The sequence below is a fragment of the Bacteroides sp. 1001136B_160425_E2 genome, from assembly GCF_015559655.1.
Classification (GTDB): domain Bacteria; phylum Bacteroidota; class Bacteroidia; order Bacteroidales; family Bacteroidaceae; genus Bacteroides; species Bacteroides luhongzhouii.
The window spans coordinates 366,965-389,388 of sequence record NZ_JADMQH010000002.1 but is presented as its reverse complement, the minus strand read 5'-3'; the positions used below and the strand labels follow the sequence as shown (position 1 = coordinate 389,388).

Annotated in this window: 17 protein-coding genes; 13 read left to right on the top strand and 4 right to left on the bottom strand. The window is 44.2% G+C overall.

The window, feature by feature from the left end; translation table 11 throughout:
- Nucleotides 1-2 precede the first annotated feature (2 nt).
- The 4 genes from I2I04_RS03380 to I2I04_RS03365 form a co-directional block, all read right to left on the bottom strand.
- Nucleotides 3-755 carry a polysaccharide biosynthesis/export family protein gene (locus I2I04_RS03380; protein WP_195654286.1) on the bottom strand — a complete coding sequence of 251 codons (753 nt, stop codon included), beginning with the start codon at nucleotides 753-755 and terminating at the stop codon, nucleotides 3-5.
- A 29-nt stretch (nucleotides 756-784) separates the two neighbouring features.
- A complete protein-coding gene (locus I2I04_RS03375) occupies nucleotides 785-1,363 on the bottom strand; it encodes a UpxY family transcription antiterminator (RefSeq protein WP_143257627.1) in 579 nt (192 codons plus the stop codon).
- Nucleotides 1,364-1,698: 335 nt separating this feature from the next.
- On the bottom strand, nucleotides 1,699-2,664 hold the full coding sequence (locus I2I04_RS03370) for a tyrosine-type DNA invertase cluster 3b (protein WP_195470833.1): 966 nt from the start codon (nucleotides 2,662-2,664) through the stop codon (nucleotides 1,699-1,701).
- Between the two features lie 136 nt (nucleotides 2,665-2,800).
- Nucleotides 2,801-3,772: a type I phosphomannose isomerase catalytic subunit gene (locus I2I04_RS03365; RefSeq protein ID WP_143257397.1), complete on the bottom strand. Its 972-nt coding sequence runs from the start codon at nucleotides 3,770-3,772 to the stop codon at nucleotides 2,801-2,803.
- A 258-nt stretch (nucleotides 3,773-4,030) separates the two neighbouring features.
- Between I2I04_RS03365 and I2I04_RS03360 the strand changes: the two genes are divergently transcribed.
- The 13 genes from I2I04_RS03360 (at nucleotide 4,031) to rpiB (ending at nucleotide 22,338) form a co-directional block, all read left to right on the top strand.
- Complete coding sequence (locus tag I2I04_RS03360) at nucleotides 4,031-5,128, top strand: aldose epimerase family protein (RefSeq protein ID WP_143257396.1); 1,098 nt, start codon at nucleotides 4,031-4,033, stop codon at nucleotides 5,126-5,128.
- Between the two features lie 52 nt (nucleotides 5,129-5,180).
- The gene (locus I2I04_RS03355) at nucleotides 5,181-6,491 is read left to right on the top strand and encodes an MFS transporter (RefSeq protein WP_143257395.1); all 1,311 of its coding nucleotides are present in this window, start codon (nucleotides 5,181-5,183) and stop codon (nucleotides 6,489-6,491) included.
- A gap of 47 nt (nucleotides 6,492-6,538) precedes the next feature.
- Complete coding sequence (gene galK, locus I2I04_RS03350) at nucleotides 6,539-7,693, top strand: galactokinase (protein ID WP_143257394.1); 1,155 nt, start codon at nucleotides 6,539-6,541, stop codon at nucleotides 7,691-7,693.
- Nucleotides 7,694-8,034: 341 nt separating this feature from the next.
- Complete coding sequence (locus I2I04_RS03345; RefSeq protein WP_143257393.1) at nucleotides 8,035-9,174, top strand: aldose epimerase family protein; 1,140 nt, start codon at nucleotides 8,035-8,037, stop codon at nucleotides 9,172-9,174.
- A 25-nt stretch (nucleotides 9,175-9,199) separates the two neighbouring features.
- Nucleotides 9,200-10,894, top strand: a complete 1,695-nt coding sequence (locus tag I2I04_RS03340) for a sodium:solute symporter (protein ID WP_143257392.1) — start codon at nucleotides 9,200-9,202, stop codon at nucleotides 10,892-10,894.
- 111 nt (nucleotides 10,895-11,005) lie between these two features.
- Nucleotides 11,006-11,722 (top strand): NUDIX hydrolase, encoded by a 717-nt coding sequence (locus I2I04_RS03335; protein WP_195654315.1) that lies wholly within the window; start codon nucleotides 11,006-11,008, stop codon nucleotides 11,720-11,722.
- A gap of 5 nt (nucleotides 11,723-11,727) precedes the next feature.
- On the top strand, nucleotides 11,728-12,411 hold the full coding sequence (locus I2I04_RS03330) for an L-ribulose-5-phosphate 4-epimerase (protein WP_004309172.1): 684 nt from the start codon (nucleotides 11,728-11,730) through the stop codon (nucleotides 12,409-12,411).
- Nucleotides 12,412-12,452: 41 nt separating this feature from the next.
- On the top strand, nucleotides 12,453-13,982 hold the full coding sequence (gene araA, locus I2I04_RS03325; protein WP_143257391.1) for an L-arabinose isomerase: 1,530 nt from the start codon (nucleotides 12,453-12,455) through the stop codon (nucleotides 13,980-13,982).
- Between the two features lie 21 nt (nucleotides 13,983-14,003).
- Complete coding sequence (locus I2I04_RS03320) at nucleotides 14,004-15,599, top strand: xylulokinase (protein WP_195654285.1); 1,596 nt, start codon at nucleotides 14,004-14,006, stop codon at nucleotides 15,597-15,599.
- A 141-nt stretch (nucleotides 15,600-15,740) separates the two neighbouring features.
- Nucleotides 15,741-18,143, top strand: coding sequence for a glycoside hydrolase family 127 protein (locus I2I04_RS03315; RefSeq protein ID WP_195654284.1), 2,403 nt, complete (start codon nucleotides 15,741-15,743; stop codon nucleotides 18,141-18,143).
- Between the two features lie 64 nt (nucleotides 18,144-18,207).
- Entirely contained in the window at nucleotides 18,208-19,752 is a 1,545-nt protein-coding gene (locus I2I04_RS03310; protein WP_143257388.1) for an alpha-N-arabinofuranosidase, read from the top strand.
- Nucleotides 19,753-19,894: 142 nt separating this feature from the next.
- On the top strand, nucleotides 19,895-21,904 hold the full coding sequence (locus I2I04_RS03305) for a transketolase family protein (RefSeq protein WP_195654283.1): 2,010 nt from the start codon (nucleotides 19,895-19,897) through the stop codon (nucleotides 21,902-21,904).
- Nucleotides 21,904-22,338 carry a ribose 5-phosphate isomerase B gene (gene rpiB, locus I2I04_RS03300; RefSeq protein ID WP_004297448.1) on the top strand — a complete coding sequence of 145 codons (435 nt, stop codon included), beginning with the start codon at nucleotides 21,904-21,906 and terminating at the stop codon, nucleotides 22,336-22,338. The genes I2I04_RS03305 and rpiB overlap by 1 nt, the downstream gene beginning before the upstream one ends.
- The last annotated feature ends 86 nt before the right edge of the window (nucleotides 22,339-22,424 follow it).

Here is a 22,424-nt window from a genome sequence, read left to right as displayed (position 1 = left end):
GATCATCTAAGTATATTGACCAGCAGACTGGCAATAGACACTAAGATAGAAAATCCCGAAACCCACATCGTAGTACTTGTGCCGATGTCCGCGCTCTGTGCTTTGGTTTTATTGGGAGTGACATACAGGATGTCATTCTGTTGCAACTGATAGTAAGGAGATAATAACAAATCCGCGTCGTTCAGATTGAGTGTAACAAACTGTTTATGCCCGTTCTTGTCTTCGCGGATTAGTTTCACATTATCACGAACACCATAAATGGTCAAATCTCCTGCCATGGCAAGGGCTTCGAGTACATTGATCTGCTCATTCACCACCGGATAAACACCCGGAGACGCCACTTCTCCCAAAACCGAAACTTTAAAGCCAGACATACGGACTACTACCGTAGGTCTTTCTTTCACGTAAGATTTCAGTCTCTCCGTTATCAGGTTTTCAGCTTCGCGGCTCGTTAATCCGTTTAAAGGAAGTTTACCCAAAACCGGATAATTGATATTTCCCTGGTCATCCAACAGAAAGGTACTGCCTTGCGCATTGAATGGCTGCGAAACAACCGGATCGGAAGTAGAAACAAGAATGGAAACCTCATCTCCCGGTATCAACCTGGCGTCCTGAACAGGGGCTACTTGCGTATTCGCCTGTTTCAAAATCTCCGCATCCTGCAAATAAGGTACTTTCTTATAGGATTGACAAGCCGAAAAGAAGAAGAAGAAAGAGAATATCAGTGCAAAAGCACAAGAAAACTTCATATTCATGTAAATTGTGGATAAATGATGAACGAGTACTAGTTTTTCTCGCAGATAGCCTCGACATAGCCAATAGGCATATTAACGCAAGCGCATCCCAGCATATTCAACCGGACGGCAATCTTGCTTTTACCATCTACATTGACCAGTTCACCAACCAGCCCGGTCAGAGGTCCTTTCACAACACGAACCTTCTCACCACGTGCCAAAGGGGAGCTGTTCATACAAATAGCTTCCTCTGAATAGTCGAGCATGAAACGAAAACGAGCCATCTGCTCATCTGGAATTACCGCTGGAGAACTCTCACCTCGCATCACCATATAACGGCTGACTGTAGAAAAACCCAGAACTTCTTTGCGTTCTTTCGGATTAACGTGAACAAACACCATCATTGGAAGAAGGACAGACTCCACCATCTTACGACGGTCACTCCACTGATGAATTTCTTGTTGGACAGGAACGAAATTCTCGATCCCCATTTTGTCTAAACGTTCGGCTACCTTCTTCTCGTGGTGCATTCGAACCAGAGCAACATACCAGCGTTTAGAGTGTGCTACGCCTTCCCCTGTCCCATCGCTAGGCCCAGCACTAAGTGATTTTGGTTTTGTTAAAATCATGTTTTTTTACCCCATGTTATTCCGTTACTTCTTAGGTAACGGACAATACATACACAAGGCACACATCTCAATAAAAAATGGAAATCACATATAGAAATAGGGCGTAAGAAGGAAACTGCCTAATACTCAACAGGAAAAATCCAGAGATTAGGCAATAAAAAGTATAGAGCATGAAAATAAAGTTATTTCATGTTCAGATAGTTTTTTCCCTATATTTTAGATAAAATGAAAAAAAATGGAAGAATATTTGCTTACTATCTATGTTTTTGTCTATCTTTGCGTCAAATTTAAGTTCCGTTACCTAAGAAGTAACACACATACACCAGTTCTGATTATCAGAACTTTACGCTCTTACCCCTGCCTACACAGCAGTTTCTAACGTAAGATAAATTCCCTTTATTTACCTCCGTACGTTCTTTAAGCCCAAAGCCTTTTAAATAGATTTGTGTGGTTTTAATAGATTTATGGCCCAATGATTCACTAATCATTTCAATTGGTACTCCCCGATACTTCGCTGTCGTTGCCCAGGAATGGCGAAGCGTGTAGGAAGTGACAGGAGATTGCAGACGTAAGGCTCTTGCCAAATCTTTCAAACGATTGTTGAATCGGCGGAGAGCTGACTGATACTCCCGGTAACCTCTTTCATCCTGACGTTTCCGATCGCCGCTAAGAATGTCAAACAGATAATCCGGACAATCGGGATGAGAATCTCCCCTGTTACGGAGCTGATTAATCATTTCCTTTGCAGTATCAAGTACTTCCACGCTCATCGGAGTTTTGGTTTTAATACGATTGTATCGCAACACATTCTGATTCAAGGCCGACTTCTCCAGATGGGCTAAATCGGCAAATGACATTCCACAAAACTGGAACATCAGGGCAGCAATAGCCTGCGTACGGCGTAAACGCTCCGACTTGGGATCTTCATACAAAAGCTTATGCAATTCGACAGCAGGCAAAGCCTTTTTCTGACGAACATCCACCCCGGTATAAACATCATGAAATAATCGTGGCACATAAGGCGCGCCACCCGCCTCCACTCCCCGATTGTAGATACTACGAAGCATACGCATATACGTAGAAATCGTGTTGGGCTTCAAGCCACACTCGTAAAGATACTGACTATAACGCCGTAAACTCTCACGGGTGATTTGTCTGAACGACACATTGAACGTGCCACAAAACTTACCGAAAGAAAAGAGAGCATTCTTGTAGACATGCGCCGTAGAATGGCGTCCCTCCTTTCGTAAACGGCCGATGTAGAATTCCGCACACCGGCTAAATCCTTTTTTGTTTCTCATTACATCATTAGTTATTTTATATATTATGCCATTTGGCAAACGGCAAAAGAACGAATCATTCTATAAAAAACATCCGGCTTTGCCCATCCTTACAATGGATCAAAGCCGGATGACTTAAACGATATGCGGGATACCACTATACGTATGTTTCCAGCAATTTCACATTTCCTCCTTCGGGAGTAATAGTGACATCTTGCGTGGTAGCAGGCAACAAGATAGATTCTCCTGCACTAACAGTCAGTTCATTACCTTCATTGTCTCTCATCTTGCAGGATCCTTCCATACAGATAAAGATCACGAATGAATCGAGTTCTGAATAGTCGCAACTGATTTCTTCAGTCATGTCATACAGAGAAGTCGTGAAGTAGGTGCAGGCAACCAGTTCTACCGGTTCGTCCTTCAGCGGTTCGTATTTAGTGCGATAGTCATCCAACACTTCGTAGTTGATGGCTTCACGGGCTAAATCGGTGTGAAGTTCGCGGGTTTTACCATTCGCATCTTTACGGTTGAAATCGTAGATACGATAAGTTATATCAGAGGTTTGCTGAATCTCGGCGATGAAAGAGCCTGCCCCGATGCTGTGTACACGTCCGGCAGGAAGGAAGAACACATCACCCGGATGGATCTCATATTCCTGCAATACGTCGGTAATCGTATTGTTCAACACGCGTTCTTTATATTCTTTCGGGGTAATCTGTTCAGAGAATCCTGAACGCAACTTAGCTCCTTTGTCGGCATCTACCACATACCACATCTCGGTTTTTCCCATCGAATTATGGCGTTTCTTCGCCAATTCATCTGTTGGGTGTACCTGGATTGACAAATCCTGTTTGGCGTCGATGAACTTAATGAGCAGCGGAAATTTGTTGCCGAAACGGGCATAATTCGCTTCACCAACCAGTTCCTCACGATACTTTCTTACCATATCGGCCAAAGTTAAACCTTTATCCGGACCATTAGCCACTACGGATTCATTGTCCTCAACGCCGGAAATCTCCCAGCTTTCTCCTACTCCTTTCAAGTCTGAGTTCAAATGCTTGAACGGAATAATTTTGTCGCCCCCCCAAAGCGTCTGCTTCAGAATAGGTTCGAATTTTAATGGATACATTTTTGTTTTTCTTGTTATAAACTTAGATTAAATTCGCTCGGATTGTTACAATCCGGGAACAAACATACAAAAAATAGTTCAGTTTTTAAGAAAAGGAGGATGAAAATTCATTTAAGAAATAATCTTTTGCTTTTATATCCGAAGAAGATGAAGTAATAAAGCTAAACTTTCCTAAAGCATCTACTATATTTAGTCGGAATAATTTGTGAGAAAGAAAGAATTTCCCTTTATTTGCAGGAAATTTTAATAATACCAGACATGAATAACACATTCCCAACAGAAGGGAATCTATCAGGGCTCAGCCGGAAAGATTTCCAAAAGGATATAAATGATAAGAAAACCGATTTATTTATCCTCAAAAACGCAAAGGGAATGGAAGTAGCTGTAACAAATTACGGATGCGCCATTCTTTCTATTATGGTACCGGACAAAAACGGTAAGTATGCCAATGTAATCCTCGGACACGACAGCATCGACCACGTCATCAACAGCCCGGAACCTTTCCTAAGCACTACTATCGGACGCTACGGCAACCGCATCGCCAAAGGAAAATTCACTCTGTTCGGCGAAGAACATGAACTCACTATCAACAACGGGCCTAACTCCCTGCATGGAGGACCTACCGGTTTCCACGCTCGTGTATGGGACGCTATACAACTTGACGAGAGCACAGTGCAATTCAACTATATTTCTGCTGATGGAGAAGAAGGATTCCCCGGCAACCTGGAAGTAGAAATGACCTACCGCCTGGAAAACGAAGTAAATGCACTGACTATCGAATACCGCGCAACAACCGACAAAGCCACAGTCGTTAATCTGACTAACCACGGTTTCTTCAATCTCGCCGGTATCTCCACTCCTACTCCTACCGTCAACGACCACATCGTTACTATCAACGCTGATTTCTATACGCCTATCGATGAAGTTTCTATCCCAACGGGCGAAATTGCCAAAGTAGAGGGGACTCCGATGGATTTCCGCACTCCGCATACCGTAGGCGAACGTATCAATGACAAATTCCAACAACTGATTTTCGGTGCCGGCTACGACCATTGCTATGTACTGAACAAGATAGAAAACGGCTCACTCGACCTGGCTGCTACTTGCAAAGACCCGAAAAGCGGTCGTATCATGGAAGTGTATACTACCGAAGCCGGCGTGCAACTCTATACGGGCAACTGGCTGAACGGATTTGAAGGCGCACACGGAGCTACATTCCCAGCAAGAAGCGCTATCTGCTTTGAAGCGCAGTGTTTCCCGGATACTCCGAACAAACCGCATTTCCCATCGGCTACTTTGCTGCCGGGTGATGAATATCAACAGATCACTGTCTACAAGTTTACTGTGGAAGAATAATAATCTCAAAAATAACTAACCTAATTTTATAAACTAACATTTTTTTTGAACCATGACACAAGAAAAAAAGAACGGTAAAATCATTGCAATCATTACGATGATTTTCCTTTTCGGTATGATTTCATTTGTTACCAACCTCGCTGCTCCTATGGGTATCGTGTTGAAAAACCAGTTCGACGTATCAAACGCATTAGGTATGCTGGGAAACTTCGGAAACTTTATTGCTTATGCAGTAATGGGTATTCCGAGCGGTATCCTGTTACAACGCGTAGGCTATAAGAAAACAGCACTTATCGCAGTAGCTATCGGTTTCATTGGCGTAGGTATCCAATTCTTATCCGGTCATTCAAGCCCGGAAATGGCATTTGCCGTTTATTTGATTGGTGCGTTCGTAGCTGGTTTCTCTATGTGTTTGCTTAACACTGTTGTAAACCCGATGTTGAACAAACTGGGTGGCGAAGGTAACAAAGGTAACCAACTTATCCAGGTAGGTGGATCTTTCAACTCTGTAATGGCTACCATTACTCCGATGTTTGTAGGTATCCTGATCGCCGGATCTATCGAAAAAGCGACTATTTCTCAAATATTCCCTGTGATGTACACTGCTATGGCTGTGTTCGCTTTCGCATTCTTCGTTCTTTTGTTTGTACAAATCCCCGAACCCAATGCCAATGCTGCAACAGAACCTATCGGTAAATTGATGAAGGGTGCTTTAAAGTTCCGTCATTTCATCTTGGGAGCTATTGCAATCTTTGTATATGTAGGTATTGAAGTAGGTGTACCGGGTACGTTGAATCTATTCCTGACAGACCCAATAGAAAAAGGAGGAGCAGGTATCGCTTCTACGATTTCAGGTTTCGTGGCAGGAACTTATTGGTTCTTAATGTTGATCGGTCGTCTGGCCGGCGCATCACTCGGTGCTAAAATCTCCAGTAAAGCGATGCTTACGTTTACATCTGCGCTGGGTTTGATTTTAGTATTCCTCGCTATCTTCTCTTCTACAGGAACATTGGTTAACCTGCCTGTACTTCAACAGAGTGCTACCGGAGGTTTGTCATTCGGTTTTGCAGAAGTACCTATCAACGCTATGTATTTGGTATTAGTAGGTCTTTGTACTTCTATCATGTGGGGTGGTATCTTCAACCTTGCAGTAGAGGGATTAGGAAAATATTTGGCTGCTGCTTCCGGTCTGTTTATGGTATTGGTTTGTGGTGGAGGTATCCTACCTGTTATTCAAGGTTGGGTGGCTGACATCGCTGGTTTCATGCCTAGCTACTGGGTTATCATTGCCGCACTTGCTTACCTGCTGTTCTACGGCCTGGTAGGTTGCAAAAATGTGAACAAGGATATTCCTGTGGAATAATTTAATAGAATAGAATTCAATTTATTCACCTTTAAAATATAAATATCATGGATACAGAATACGTAAGAAGTCGCTTCATTAAACACTTTGACGGAACTACTGGATTTTTATATGCTTCTCCGGGCCGTATCAATCTGATCGGTGAACACACTGACTACAATGGTGGATTCGTATTTCCGGGAGCCGTAGACAAAGGCATGATTGCTGAAATCAAACCGAACGGTACTGACAAGGTGAGAGCTTACTCTATCGACTTGAAAGACTATGTAGAATTTGGTCTGAACGAAGAGGACGCTCCACGTGCCAGCTGGGCAAGATATATTTTCGGTGTATGCCGTGAAATGATTAAACGCGGTGTTAACGTGAAGGGATTCAATACTGCTTTTGCAGGTGATGTGCCTCTGGGTGCAGGTATGTCTTCTTCTGCAGCTTTGGAAAGTACTTATGCTTTCGCATTGAATGAACTGTTCGGTGAAAACAAAATAGATAAATTCGAATTGGCTAAAGTGGGCCAGGCAACAGAACATAACTACTGCGGTGTTAACTGTGGTATCATGGACCAGTTTGCTTCCGTATTCGGTAAAGCCGGCAGCTTGATCCGTTTGGATTGCCGTTCACTGGAATATCAGTATTTCCCATTCCATCCGGAAGGCTATCGTCTGGTTCTGATGGATTCAGTGGTTAAACATGAATTGGCTTCTTCGGCTTACAACAAGCGTCGACAAAGCTGTGAAGCTGCTGTTGCCGCTATCCAGAAAAAACATCCGCACGTAGAATTCTTGCGTGACTGTACAATGGCTATGCTGGAAGAAGCGAAAGCTGATATCAGCGCTGAAGACTATATGCGTGCAGAATATGTAATCGAAGAAATCCAACGTGTACTCGATGTTTGCGAGGCATTGGAAAAGGATGATTACGAAACTGTTGGCCAAAAGATGTACGAAACTCACCATGGCATGAGCAAGCTGTACGAAGTAAGCTGCGAAGAACTCGACTTCCTGAATGACTGCGCTAAGGAATACGGTGTAACCGGTTCACGCGTAATGGGTGGTGGCTTCGGTGGTTGTACTATCAACCTTGTTAAGGATGAGTTGTATGATAACTTCGTTGAAAAAACAAAAGCTGCTTTCAAAGCTAAATTCGGCAGAAGCCCGAAAGTGTATGACGTAGTAATCGGTGACGGTTCTCGTAGACTGGAATAAGAATTTATTCGTTATTAAATAAGTAAGAAGGGCGGCTTCCGTGATGGGAGCCGTCCTTTCTTTTTACAATTAACTAAAATCTATTGATCTGATAATATCTAATTAATTCTACTTATTTCCCCGTACCCGAATTCATTTGCACAATTTTCCATCCGCATCTGATATTTAGAATACGAAACCAGATCAAAAAGCACTTATTAACCCACTCTATTATATGGAAAATAATAAAACACACCATTTATGCTGCACAACATATAAGAGTGTATTTGATACACCAAACAAAAGTGTTACTTTTACACCCAAAATAAGATAAATATCTCATTTTCATTAAAAATAAAACCATGAAAAAACATTTTCTACTTGCAGGATTTGCCGCGCTGATGCTGGTTGCATGCAATAACAAGCCGGTTTCCGAGCTGACTTTGTCCGGTCTTGATCCGGTAAAATTTCAAACAGAAGTGAACAATGCCAAAACTGCTCTTTACACCTTAAAGAACAAGGCAGGCATGGAAGTATGCGTCACTAACTTCGGAGGACGTATCGTGTCTGTCATGGTACCCGACAAGAACGGTAAGATGCAGGATGTAGTTTTAGGTTTTGACAGCATTGCTGACTATATTAATGTACCCAGCGACTTTGGTGCTTCTATCGGACGCTATGCGAACCGTATCAACCAGGGACGTTTCGCATTGGACGGTGACACGATCCAACTGCCGCAAAACAATTTCGGCCACTGCCTGCACGGAGGTCCGAAAGGTTGGCAATACAAAGTTTATGAAGCTAATCTGATTGATCCGACAACGCTGGAACTGACACTTGTCTCACCGGACGGAGACGAAAATTTCCCCGGTAATGTAACAGCTAAAGTGACTTACAAACTGACTGAAGACAACGCTATCGATATCAAATATAGCGCAACTACCGATAAAAAGACGATCATCAATATGACCAACCACTCTTACTTCAACCTGGCTGGTGATCCGTCAAAAGCTTCAACCGACAATATATTGTATGTGAACGCAGACTATTATACTCCGGTAGACAGTACCTTTATGACGACAGGCGAAATCGCTCCGGTAAAAGACACTCCGATGGACTTTACGACTCCAAAAGCTGTAGGCAAAGAGATCGACAACTACGATTTCGTTCAGCTGAAGAACGGAAAAGGATATGACCACAACTGGGTACTCAACACAAAGGGAGATCTTTCTCAAGTTGCCGCAAAACTCACCTCACCTGAAAGTGGTATCACTCTGGAAGTATATACCAATGAACCGGGGGTACAGGTTTACACAGGAAACTTCCTCGATGGAACCGTAACCGGAAAGAAAGGCATCGTTTACAACCAACGTGCTTCTGTCTGCCTGGAAACACAACACTATCCTGACAGCCCTAACAAGGCAGACTGGCCTTCTGTTGTACTGGAACCGGGACAAACTTATAATAGCGAATGTATTTTCAAATTCTCTGTAGAGAAATAATATTAACTTATAAATCATTTTTATTGTGGAAACATTAGATTGGCTGGTAATCGGAGTCTTTTTCCTGGCTCTGATCGGTATTATTGTTTGGGTAGTCAGACAAAAACAAAATGACTCGGCAGACTATTTCTTAGGCGGACGCGACGCAACATGGCTCGCGATCGGTGCCTCTATTTTTGCATCAAACATCGGTTCGGAACACTTGATCGGACTGGCAGGAGCCGGCGCATCCAGTGGTATGGCTATGGCACACTGGGAAATTCAGGGATGGATGATCTTGATTCTGGGATGGGTATTTGTACCCTTCTACACACGAAGCATGGTATATACAATGCCGGAATTTCTGGAACGCCGCTATAATCCTCAATCACGTACAATCCTGTCGGTCATCTCTTTGGTTAGTTATGTCTTGACCAAAGTAGCCGTAACCGTATATGCCGGTGGCCTCGTATTCCAACAGGTATTCGGTATCAAAGAACTTTGGGGAATTGATTTCTTCTGGATTGCAGCCATCGGTCTGGTAGTGTTAACGGCACTTTATACTATCTTCGGTGGTATGAAATCAGTTCTTTACACTTCTGTTCTTCAAACCCCTATCCTACTGCTAGGATCATTAATAATTCTGGTACTCGGCTTCAAAGAATTAGGCGGATGGGACGAAATGATGAGAGTCTGTGGGGCTGTTACCGTAAATGATTACGGTGATACAATGACTAACCTGATCCGTAGCAATGATGACGCAAACTTCCCTTGGCTGGGTGCTTTGATCGGTTCGGCTATTATCGGTTTCTGGTACTGGTGTACCGACCAATTCATCGTTCAACGTGTACTTTCAGGTAAAAATGAAATGGAAGCTCGTCGTGGTACTATTTTCGGTGCTTATCTGAAACTGTTACCCGTATTCCTTTTCTTGATTCCTGGTATGATCGCATTTGCATTACACCAGAAATATATCGGTACTGGTGGCGAAGGTTTCTTGCCGTTGCTGGCTAACGGAACAGCAAATGCCGATGCCGCTTTCCCGACATTAGTAGCCAAATTACTTCCTGCCGGTGTGAAAGGTCTGGTAGTATGTGGCATTCTTGCTGCTTTAATGAGTTCTCTCGCATCCCTGTTTAACTCGTCAGCGATGTTGTTTACTATTGACTTTTACAAACGTTTCAGACCGGAAACCCCGGAGAAGAAACTGGTGGGGATCGGTCAGGTTGCCACAGTTGTAATCGTTATTTTAGGTATTTTATGGATTCCTATCATGCGAAGTGTAGGTGATGTACTTTACACTTACTTGCAGGATGTTCAGTCTGTATTGGCGCCTGGTATCGCGGCAGCCTTTTTACTGGGTATTTGTTGGAAACGTACTTCCGCACAAGGTGGTATGTGGGGATTAATCTCCGGTATGGTCATTGGTTTAACTCGTCTGGGGGCTAAGGTGTATTATAGCAATGCAGGTGAAGTAGCGGATTCTACCTTTAAATATCTGTTCTATGACATGAACTGGTTGTTCTTCTGCGGATGGATGTTCCTGTTCTGTATTATTGTAGTAATTGTAGTCAGTCTGGCAACAAAAGCACCTACTGCAGAAAAGATTCAGGGACTAGTATTCGGAACAGCTACCAAAGAGCAAAAAGCTGCTACACGTACAAGCTGGAATCACTGGGATATTATTCATACTGTAATTATCCTGGCTATTACAGCTGCTTTCTACTGGTATTTCTGGTAAAAAGGAACTTCACCCTCTCTCCTAAGGAGAGGGAGCCTGAAGGCTTGCTTACGAAGGCTGTTTATTACAAAAAAATACAATCTAATGGATAAAGATAATTCACAAGAGTCAATGATAAGCTCGAACTCCCTTTCCTTTGGAAAGGACCGGGGAGAGGCTTATTACAGCTCGAATCCCACCTTCTATGTCGGTATCGACTGCATCATCTTTGGTTTCTACGAAGGGGAAATCAGCCTATTATTATTGAAGAGAAACTTCGAGCCGGCAATGGGTGAATGGTCACTGATGGGAGGATTTGTGCAAAACAATGAAAGTGTGGACGATGCCGCCAAACGTGTATTGCATGAGCTTACCGGACTGGAAAACGTTTATATGGAACAGGTAGGAGCTTTTGGAGCTATCGACCGCGATCCGGGCGAACGGGTTATCTCTGTGGCTTACTATGCATTGATTAACATCAATGAGTATGACCGGAAACTGGTTCAGAAGCACAATGCTTACTGGGTGAATATGAACGAACTTCCCCCGCTTATCTTCGACCACCCTGAAATGGTAGAAAAAGCACGGGAACTGATGAAACAGAAAGCATCCGTAGAACCTATCGGATTCAATCTGCTTCCGAAACTCTTTACGTTGTCTCAACTGCAAAGTCTATATGAAGCGATTTACGACGAACCGATGGATAAACGGAACTTCCGTAAAAGAGTGGCTGAAATGGATTATATAGAAAAGACTGATAAAATTGATAAACTGGGTTCCAAACGGGGGGCTGCCTTGTATAAGTTCAACGGCAAGGCTTACCGCAAAGACCCGAAATTTAAAATCTAATCATTATGCTGGAAGAACTAAAAGAAAAAGTATTTCATGCCAATCTCGAATTGGTAAAGCATGGATTAGTCATCTTTACCTGGGGTAATGTTTCTGCTATCGACCGTGAAAGCGGACTGGTAGTAATCAAACCCAGTGGCGTAAGTTATGATGACATGAAAGCAGAAGATATGGTAGTAGTGGATCTGGATGGCAAGGTCGTTGAAGGACGGCTGAAGCCATCCTCGGATACTCCTACTCACGTAGTGCTTTACAAAGCATTTCCGGAGATTGGCGGAGTGGTACACACTCACTCTACTTATGCGACTGCCTGGGCACAGGCGGGATGCGACATTCCGAACATCGGAACGACTCACGCGGATTATTTCCATGATGCCATTCCCTGCACGGCAGATATGACGGAAGCCGAAGTGAAAGGCGCTTACGAACTGGAAACCGGTAATGTGATAGTGAAACGTTTTGAAGGATTGAATCCTGTACACACACCGGGAGTGTTGGTGAAGAATCACGGTCCTTTCTCTTGGGGGAAAGACGCGCACGATGCTGTACACAACGCTGTGGTAATGGAACAGGTAGCCAAAATGGCAAGTATCGCTTATGCGGTAAACCCGAATTTAACAATGAACCCATTGCTGGTAGAAAAACATTTCAGTCGCAAGCATGGTCCGAATGCTTATTATGGACAGTAACAACTAAAAAAATAGATATTAAAAATTAAAGCAATAACATTATGAATAACGTATTTGATCAATATGAAGTATGGTTCGTAACAGGAGCTCAGCTTCTGTACGGAGGTGACGCAGTAATCGCAGTAGACGCACACTCTAATGAAATGGTAAACGGACTGAATGAATCCGGTAAACTCCCTGTTAAGGTGGTATATAAGGGTACTGCCAACTCTTCTAAAGAAGTGGAAACTGTTTTCAAAGCAGCCAATAACGATGAAAAATGTGTCGGCGTAATCACTTGGATGCATACTTTCTCTCCTGCTAAGATGTGGATTCATGGCTTGCAACAGTTGAAGAAGCCGTTGTTGCACCTGCACACACAGTTCAACAAGGAAATTCCTTGGGATACAATGGACATGGACTTCATGAACCTGAACCAGTCAGCTCACGGTGACCGCGAATTCGGACACATCTGTACTCGTATGCGTATCCGTCGTAAAGTAGTGGTAGGTTACTGGAAAGAGGAAGACACTTTGCACAAGATCGCTGTCTGGATGCGTGTTTGTGCCGGTTGGGCAGATTCACAGGATATGCTGATTATCCGTTTCGGTGACCAGATGAACAACGTAGCTGTAACCGACGGTGATAAGGTAGAAGCAGAACAACGTATGGGCTACCACGTAGATTATTGCCCGGTAAGCGAATTGATGGAATACCACAAAGAAATCAAGAATGAAGATGTAGATGCACTGGTAGCTACTTACTTCAAAGAATACGACCACGATGCTTCTTTGGAAGACAAATCGACCGAAGCTTATCAAAAAGTATGGAATGCCGCTAAAGCTGAACTTGCCATGCGTGCTATCCTGAAAGCTAAAGGCGCTAAAGGATTTACGACCAACTTCGACGATTTGGGCGACATCGAATACAATGGTTTCGATCAGATCCCGGGGCTTGCTTCACAACGTCTGATGGCGGAAGGTTATGGATTCGGTGCTGAAGGTGACTGGAAATCGGCTGCTCTTTACCGTACGGTATGGGTAATGAATCAGGGACTCCCCAAAGGTTGTTCATTCCTGGAAGACTATACACTGAACTTCGACGGCGCCAACAGCTCTATCCTGCAATCACACATGTTGGAAATCTGTCCGCTTATCGCTGCCAACAAACCTCGCCTGGAAGTACACTTCCTTGGTATAGGTATCCGCAAGAGCCAAACAGCAAGATTGGTATTTACTTCAAAAACAGGCGCAGGATGCACTGCTACAATAGTAGATATGGGTAACCGCTTCCGTCTGATTGTGAACGATGTGGAATGCATCGAACCGAAACCGCTGCCCAAGTTGCCGGTTGCCTCTGCTCTCTGGATTCCGATGCCTAACCTCGAAGTGGGTGCAGGTGCATGGATTCTGGCTGGTGGAACTCACCACTCTTGCTTCTCTTACGACCTGACAGCAGAATATTGGGAAGATTATGCTGAAATCGCAGGTATCGAAATGGTACATATCAACAAGGATACTACGATCAGCTGCTTCAAGAAAGAACTGCGTATGAACGAAGTTTATTACATGTTGAATAAAGCGCTTTGCTAAACCTTAAAGATTGATTTCAACATGAAATTAGACGCAAAATCAACCATCGAAGCTGGCAAAGCCATTCTTGGTATAGAACTGGGGTCAACACGGATAAAAGCTGTGTTGATTGACCAGGAAAACAAGCCCATTGCTCAAGGCAGCCACACTTGGGAAAACCAGTTAGTTGACGGACTCTGGACTTATAGCATTGAAGCTATCTGGTCGGGACTGCAAGACTGCTACGCTGACCTTCGCACGAACGTAAAGAACTTATACGGCATAGAGATTGAAACGCTGGCTGCTATCGGTGTCAGCGCCATGATGCATGGTTATATGCCGTTCAACAAAAAAGAAGAAATTCTCGTGCCTTTCCGCACTTGGAGAAATACGAATACAGGTCGGGCAGCTGCTGCTTTATCAGAACTGTTTGTCTACAACATTCCTCTGCGATGGAGCATTTCCCATTTGTACCAGGCTATCCTGGACAATGAAGCGCATGTGAATGACATTGGTTTCCTGACTACTCTGGCAGGTTATGTACATTGGCAGATAACCGGCAAAAAGGTATTGGGTATCGGCGACGCATCGGGTATGCTCCCTATCGATCCGACAACCAACAACTACTCGGCTGAAATGGTGGCTAAATTCGATAAACTGATTGCTCCGAAAGAATACAGCTGGAAACTGGAGGATATTCTGCCTAAAGTATTGTCGGCAGGTGAAAATGCCGGTGTCCTCACTCCGGAAGGAAGTAAAAAGCTCGACGCATCGGGTCATTTGAAGGCAGGAATACCAGTTTGTCCACCGGAAGGAGACGCAGGTACCGGAATGGTTGCAACCAACGCAGTCAAACAACGCACCGGAAATGTATCGGCAGGTACTTCTTCATTCTCTATGATTGTATTGGAGAAAGATTTGTCGAAGCCATACGAAATGATTGACATGGTGACCACTCCTGACGGAAGTTTGGTAGCGATGGTGCATTGCAACAACTGTACTTCTGATCTCAACGCATGGGTTAACCTGTTCAAAGAATATCAGGAACTTCTGGGCATACCTGTAGATATGGATGAAATCTATAGCAAACTCTACAATATTGCGCTCACCGGTGATACCGACTGCGGAGGTTTGCTTTCATACAATTATATTTCAGGCGAGCCTGTAACAGGATTTGCTGACGGAAGACCGTTGTTTGTACGTTCGGCAAATGACAAGTTCAACCTGGCAAACTTTATGAGGTCTCACTTGTATGCTTCAGTAGGAGTGCTCAAGATTGGCAATGACATCCTGTTCAACGAAGAAAAAATCAAAGTGGACAGAATCACAGGTCATGGAGGATTATTCAGAACAAAAGGAGTAGGTCAAAGAATACTTGCTGCAGCTATCAACTCACCTATTTCTGTGATGGAAACAGCCGGTGAAGGTGGTGCCTGGGGTATTGCCCTGTTAGGTTCTTACCTCGTGAACAATGAAAAGAAACAATCTCTTGCCGATTTTCTGGATGAAAGCGTATTTGTCGGTGACGCGGGTATCGAGGTATCACCTACCCCCGAAGATGTAGCCGGTTTCAATACATACATCGAAAACTATAAGGCAGGATTGCCTATCGAAGAAGCAGCAGTCAAATTTAAATAATTGACAATCGGCAATCCATTGTTGTTCATCAAAAATTGCCGATAAATCGCTGTTTATCAATAATCAATCCTAACTAAGTATTAACATTAATGATCTCCACCCCTCTCCTCTTTTGGAGAGGGAGATGGGGAGACTATTATTATGAAAACCACCTCGTTCATACTTGCACTTGTCCTGTCCAGCTCACTGGTCAAAGCTCAAAACACTCCACAGGTATCTTACTTCCCCTTACAGAATGTGAAACTATTGGATAGTCCGTTTCTGCAAGCCCAACAGACTGATTTACATTACATACTTGCATTAGACCCCGACCGTCTGCTCGCTCCTTTTCTCCGCGAAGCCGGGTTACAGCCTAAAGCCCCCAGCTACACCAATTGGGAAAATACCGGATTGGACGGACATATCGGCGGACATTATTTATCCGCGCTTTCCATGATGTATGCCGCCACCGGAGATACCGCAGTCTATAATCGCCTCCACTACATGCTGAATGAGTTGAAACGGGCACAACAAACTGTCGGCACAGGATTCATCGGTGGAACTCCGGGAAGCCTCCAACTTTGGAAAGATATAAAAGTAGGAAAGATCCGTGCCGGAGGTTTCGACCTTAACGGCAAATGGGTGCCTCTATACAATATACATAAGACTTACGCCGGATTGCGGGATGCATATCTCTATGCAGGAAGCGACCTTGCACGCCAAATGCTTATTGCTTTTACAGACTGGATGATTGACATCACTTCCGGTTTGAGCGACGGACAAATGCAGGATATGCTTCGCAGCGAACATGGCGGATTAAACGAGACTTTCGCTGATGTGGCCGAAATCACAGGCGACAAAAAATATCTGGAACTGGCACGCCGTTTCTCTCACAAGCTTATCTTAGACCCGCTTATCAAAGAGGAAGATAAGTTGACGGGGATGCACGCCAACACACAGATTCCGAAAGTGATCGGCTACAAGCGAATTGCCGAACTCTCACAAGATGACAAGAATTGGAATCATGCTGCAGAATGGGATCATGCCGCCCGTTTTTTCTGGAACACGGTAGTCAATCACCGTTCTGTCTGCATCGGAGGAAATAGCGTCCGCGAACATTTTCATCCGTCGGATAACTTCACGTCCATGCTAAACGACGTTCAAGGACCGGAGACCTGTAATACTTACAACATGCTCCGTCTTACTAAAATGCTTTATCAGAATTCTCACAATCCCCATCATACGAACGAACCTGACCCCAACTACGTAAACTATTACGAACGTGCGCTTTACAATCATATCCTAGCGTCACAAGAGCCGGATAAAGGTGGATTTGTCTACTTCACTCCTATGCGTCCGGGACACTATCGTGTGTACTCACAACCGGAAACATCAATGTGGTGCTGTGTAGGTTCAGGCCTGGAGAATCATACCAAATACGGTGAATTTATCTATGCGCATCAGAAAGACACACTTTATGTCAATCTCTTCATCCCTTCACAACTGACCTGGAAAGAGCAAGGCATTACTTTGACACAGGAAACCCGTTTCCCCGATGACGGCAAGGTAACTTTACGAATAGATGAAGCGCCTAAGAAAAAACGTACTTTAATGATACGTATTCCGGAATGGGCGAACCAATCCAAAGGATATAGCGTCAGCATCAATGGAAAAAGAAAAATATTCGTTATGGCAAAAGGTAACCAGTATCTTCCTCTCTCCCGCAAATGGAGAAAAGGAGATGTCATTACTTTCAACTTGCCGATGAAAGTCAGCGTGGAACAAATTCCCGACAAGAAAGATTATTATGCTTTCTTATATGGCCCGATCGTCCTTGCAGCTTCCACGAGCACAGAACATCTTGACGGTCTATATGCCGACGACAGCCGTGGCGGACATATCGCTCATGGCAAACAAATTCCTTTGCAAGAAGTTCCGATGCTGATAGGAAATCCCGATTCAATCTGCAAGTCTCTTCAGAAAGAACAGAATAGCCGGATTACTTTCAGCTATAACGGAGAGGTTTATCCTGCACAAGGCAAAGCATTGGAACTCGTTCCGTTCTTCCGCCTGCATAATTCCCGTTATGCCGTTTATTTCCGGCAGGCAAGTGAAGAGCAATTTAAAGCGATTCAGGAAGAGATGGCAACGGCTGAACGAAAAGCAACAGAATTGGCTAATCAAACCATTGACCTTATCTTCCCCGGCGAACAGCAGCCGGAGTCTGACCATGACATCCAGTATGAGCGGGCAGAAACAGGAACGAATAAAGACCGGCATTTCCGACGTGCCAAAGGTTGGTTCGGCTATCAGCTGAAAGTGAAAGAGGAAGCAAGCCGCCTCCAGATTACAGTACGGAAAGATGACCGTAACAAAGTGGCTATTCTTCTGAATGACGAAAAGTTGGCTGTTCATCCTACTATCAGTGAAGCGGATAAAGACGATTTCATAACCCTTTCTTATGTTCTGCCTCAAAAACTGAATACAGGTAGTTGTCCGATACGTTTTATCCCTGACGGAACGGAATGGACCTCTGCCATTTATGAAGTGCGTTTACTAAAATAAATGCCCCTCAAAGTAATCATCATCAAAATCAAACATCTATATAATCATTAAACAAATACCATTTATGAAAGCAAAACTATTAGTCAGCACGGCTTTTCTGGCAGCATCCGTATCTCTTTCTGCACAAAAGAGTGCTACCATAACCGTACATGCCGATCAAGGCAAAGAAATCATACCGAAGGAAATTTACGGCCAGTTTGCCGAACATCTGGGTTCATGTATCTACGGTGGTCTTTGGGTAGGCGAAAACTCGGATATTCCCAACATCAAGGGATATCGCACAGATGTATTCAATGCACTAAAAGACTTGTCCGTTCCCGTTCTTCGCTGGCCGGGCGGATGCTTTGCCGATGAATACCACTGGATGGACGGCATTGGTCCGAAAGAGAACCGTCCGAAGATGGTGAATAACAACTGGGGCGGAACCATTGAAGATAACAGTTTCGGAACACACGAGTTTTTGAATCTTTGCGAGATGCTGGGTTGCGAACCATACGTGAGCGGAAATGTAGGTAGCGGCACAGTGGAAGAGCTTGCCAAATGGGTAGAATATATAACTTCTGACGGAGACTCCCCTATGGCCAACCTTCGCCGTAAGAATGGTCGAGACAAAGCATGGAAACTGAAATATCTCGGTGTAGGAAATGAAAGCTGGGGATGCGGCGGCAGCATGCGTCCGGAATATTACGCAGACTTATATCGCCGTTATTCTACTTATTGCCGTAATTATGACGGCAACCGTTTGTTCAAGATTGCCAGTGGCGCAAGCGACTATGATTACAAATGGACAGATGTATTGATGAATCGTGTAGGACATCGGATGGACGGTCTTTCTCTGCACTATTATACCGTAACCGGATGGAGTGGCAGCAAAGGATCAGCCACTCAATTCAACAAGGATGATTATTACTGGACGATGGGCAAATGTCTGGAAGTGGAAGATGTACTAAAAAAACATTGTGCCATCATGGACAAATATGACAAGGACAAGAAAATCGCTCTCTTACTGGACGAATGGGGAACCTGGTGGGATGAGGAACCGGGAACCATCAAAGGACATCTGTATCAGCAGAACACATTGCGTGATGCTTTCGTGGCTTCTTTAAGTCTTGATGTATTCCACAAATATACCGACCGTCTGAAGATGGCAAATATCGCACAGATTGTCAATGTACTTCAATCGATGATCCTGACAAAAGACAAAGAAATGGTGTTGACTCCTACTTATTATGTCTTCAAAATGTATAAAGTACACCAGGATGCCACGTATCTTCCTATCGACCTGACCTGCGAAAAGATAAGTGTACGTGATAACCGCACGGTACCAATGGTGAGCGCCACAGCTTCCAAAAACAAAGATGGAGTGATTCACCTTTCTCTTTCCAATGTAGATACTGACGAAGCACAGGAAATCACCATCAATCTGGGTGATACGAAAGCAAAGAAAGCTGTCGGAGAGATTCTGACCTCTGCCAAACTGACCGATTACAATTCTTTTGAAAAACCTGATATTGTAAAACCGGCGCCTTTCAAAGAGGTAAAAATCAATAAAGGTACAATGAAGGTAAAACTTCCTGCTAAATCCATTGTTACTTTAGAGTTACAGTAGTTTTAGGACAATTACTTATTGTATCACAAACAAGAAGGCCGTAAAATTGTCGATAAAAAAGATAGCTCTTTTGGATTGTTAAATCCACATAAAGAGTTATCTTTGCGAACAATCTGACAGAAATCAATTAAATTTTAATGATATGAACGATAACAAACTTATGAATCGTGCAGCGGATAACATCCGTATTCTTGCTGCTTCAATGGTTGAGAAAGCCAATTCCGGTCACCCGGGTGGCGCCATGGGTGGTGCTGATTTTGTAAATGTACTCTTCTCTGAGTTTCTAGTATACGATCCTGAAAATCCCCGTTGGGAAGGACGTGACCGCTTTTTCCTCGACCCGGGCCACATGTCTCCGATGCTTTATTCTACGCTGGCATTGACAGGAAAATTCACTTTGGACGAACTGAAAGAATTCCGTCAATGGGGAAGCCCTACTCCGGGACATCCTGAAGTGGACATCATGCGTGGCATCGAAAATACTTCCGGTCCGCTGGGACAAGGACACACTTTTGCGGTAGGTGCTGCTATCGCTGCCAAATTCTTGAAAGCCCGTTTTGACGAGGTGATGAACCAGACCATTTACGCATACATCTCTGACGGTGGTATTCAGGAAGAAATCTCTCAAGGTTCCGGACGTATTGCCGGTGCACTGGGATTGGACAACCTGATTATGTTCTATGACTCTAACGATATTCAGCTTTCTACAGAAACAAAAGATGTAACCGTCGAAGATACTGCCATGAAATATGAAGCATGGGGATGGAACGTACTTAGTATCAACGGTAATGATCCTGACGAAATCCGTACGGCAATCAAAGAAGCACAAGCTGAAAAAGAACGTCCGACACTGATTATCGGTAAAACCGTAATGGGTAAAGGTGCACGCAAGGCAGACGGCAGCAGCTATGAAGCTAACTGCGCTACACACGGTGCTCCTCTCGGTGGCGACGCTTATGTAAATACAATCAAGAATCTGGGTGGTGATCCTACTAACCCGTTCGTTATATTCCCGGAAGTAGCCGAACTGTATGCAAAAAGAGCAGAAGAACTGAAAAAGATCGTTGCTGAAAAGTATGCAAAGAAAGCTGCATGGGCGAAAGCAAACCCGGAACTGGCTGCAAAACTGGAACTCTTCTTCTCGGGCAAAGCTCCGAAAGTGGACTGGGCTGCTATCGAACAGAAAGCAGGTAGCGCTACTCGTGCTGCATCTGCAACCGTATTGGGCGCACTTGCTACACAGGTAGAAAATATGATCGTTGCTTCGGCCGACCTTTCTAACTCTGACAAGACTGACGGTTTCCTGAAAAAGACTCATTCTTTCAAGAAAGGTGATTTCAGCGGAGCATTCTTCCAGGCAGGTGTATCTGAATTGTCAATGGCTTGTATCTGTATCGGTATGTCTTTACACGGTGGTGTGATCGCAGCTTGCGGTACATTCTTCGTATTCTCCGACTACATGAAACCTGCCGTACGCATGGCTGCTTTGATGGAACAACCGGTGAAATTCATCTGGACACACGACGCATTCCGCGTAGGTGAAGACGGTCCTACTCACGAACCGGTAGAACAGGAAGCTCAAATCCGCCTGATGGAAAAACTGAAAAACCACAAGGGACATAACTCTATGCTGGTACTTCGTCCGGCTGATGCAGAAGAGACAACCATCGCTTGGAAACTTGCTATGGAAAATATGTCTACTCCGACAGGATTGATCTTCTCCCGTCAGAATATTGCCAATTTACCGGCAGGAACAGACTATGAACAGGCAGCCAAGGGTGCTTATATCGTAGCAGGTTCCGACGAAAATCCGGATGTTATCCTGGTGGCTTCAGGTTCTGAAGTGGCTACATTGGTAGCCGGCACAGAGTTACTTCGCAAAGATGGCGTGAAAGTACGCATTGTATCCGCTCCGTCTGAAGGTCTGTTCCGCAACCAACCGAAAGAATATCAGGAAGCTATTCTTCCGGCAGATGCGAAGATTTTCGGTATGACTGCCGGTCTGCCTGTCACTCTTCAAGGTCTGGTAGGTTGCCACGGTAAAGTTTGGGGATTGGAATCTTTCGGTTTCTCCGCTCCTTATAAAGTATTGGACGAGAAACTCGGATTTACTGCCGAGAACGTATATAACCAAGTAAAAGCAATGCTCTAATGAAAACAATCGGATTAGCATGCGACCATGCCGGTTTTGAACTGAAAGAATATGTTCGCGGCTGGCTGGAAGCAAAAGGCTGGGCTTACAAGGATTTCGGAACGAACTCTACCGCAAGCGTAGACTATCCGGATTATGCTCATCCGCTGGCTCTTGCAGTGGAATCGGGAGAATGTTATCCCGGTATCGCTATCTGCGGCAGTGGAAACGGAATCAATATGACGCTGAACAAGCACCAAGGGGTACGTGCTGCTCTCTGCTGGAATGCAGAAATCGCACACCTGGCTCGTCAGCACAATGACGCCAATGTACTGGTTATGCCGGGACGCTTCATCAGCACTGAAGAAGCGGATATGATTTTGACAGAGTTTTTCTCTACCAAATTTGACGGCGGCCGTCATCAGAACCGTATTGATAAGATTCCGGTAAAATAAAGCTTGAAGATAAATCAAATAGGTGTAAAGCTGTTCTTCTTTTTGAAGGGCAGCTTTATTTTTATATTAGTATAAGATTTTATCAT

Coding starts and splice junctions, on each gene's coding strand:
- I2I04_RS03355 (WP_143257395.1), top strand. CDS start 5,181: ATGACACAAGAAAAAAAGAACGGTAAAATCATTGCAATCATTACGATG.
- I2I04_RS03365 (WP_143257397.1), bottom strand. CDS start 3,772: ATGTATCCATTAAAATTCGAACCTATTCTGAAGCAGACGCTTTGGGGG.
- I2I04_RS03310 (WP_143257388.1), top strand. CDS start 18,208: ATGAAAGCAAAACTATTAGTCAGCACGGCTTTTCTGGCAGCATCCGTA.
- I2I04_RS03315 (WP_195654284.1), top strand. CDS start 15,741: ATGAAAACCACCTCGTTCATACTTGCACTTGTCCTGTCCAGCTCACTG.
- I2I04_RS03305 (WP_195654283.1), top strand. CDS start 19,895: ATGAACGATAACAAACTTATGAATCGTGCAGCGGATAACATCCGTATT.
- galK (WP_143257394.1), top strand. CDS start 6,539: ATGGATACAGAATACGTAAGAAGTCGCTTCATTAAACACTTTGACGGA.
- I2I04_RS03375 (WP_143257627.1), bottom strand. CDS start 1,363: ATGATTTTAACAAAACCAAAATCACTTAGTGCTGGGCCTAGCGATGGG.
- araA (WP_143257391.1), top strand. CDS start 12,453: ATGAATAACGTATTTGATCAATATGAAGTATGGTTCGTAACAGGAGCT.
- I2I04_RS03360 (WP_143257396.1), top strand. CDS start 4,031: ATGAATAACACATTCCCAACAGAAGGGAATCTATCAGGGCTCAGCCGG.
- I2I04_RS03370 (WP_195470833.1), bottom strand. CDS start 2,664: ATGAGAAACAAAAAAGGATTTAGCCGGTGTGCGGAATTCTACATCGGC.
- I2I04_RS03335 (WP_195654315.1), top strand. CDS start 11,006: ATGATAAGCTCGAACTCCCTTTCCTTTGGAAAGGACCGGGGAGAGGCT.
- I2I04_RS03345 (WP_143257393.1), top strand. CDS start 8,035: ATGAAAAAACATTTTCTACTTGCAGGATTTGCCGCGCTGATGCTGGTT.
- rpiB (WP_004297448.1), top strand. CDS start 21,904: ATGAAAACAATCGGATTAGCATGCGACCATGCCGGTTTTGAACTGAAA.
- I2I04_RS03320 (WP_195654285.1), top strand. CDS start 14,004: ATGAAATTAGACGCAAAATCAACCATCGAAGCTGGCAAAGCCATTCTT.
- I2I04_RS03330 (WP_004309172.1), top strand. CDS start 11,728: ATGCTGGAAGAACTAAAAGAAAAAGTATTTCATGCCAATCTCGAATTG.
- I2I04_RS03380 (WP_195654286.1), bottom strand. CDS start 755: ATGAATATGAAGTTTTCTTGTGCTTTTGCACTGATATTCTCTTTCTTC.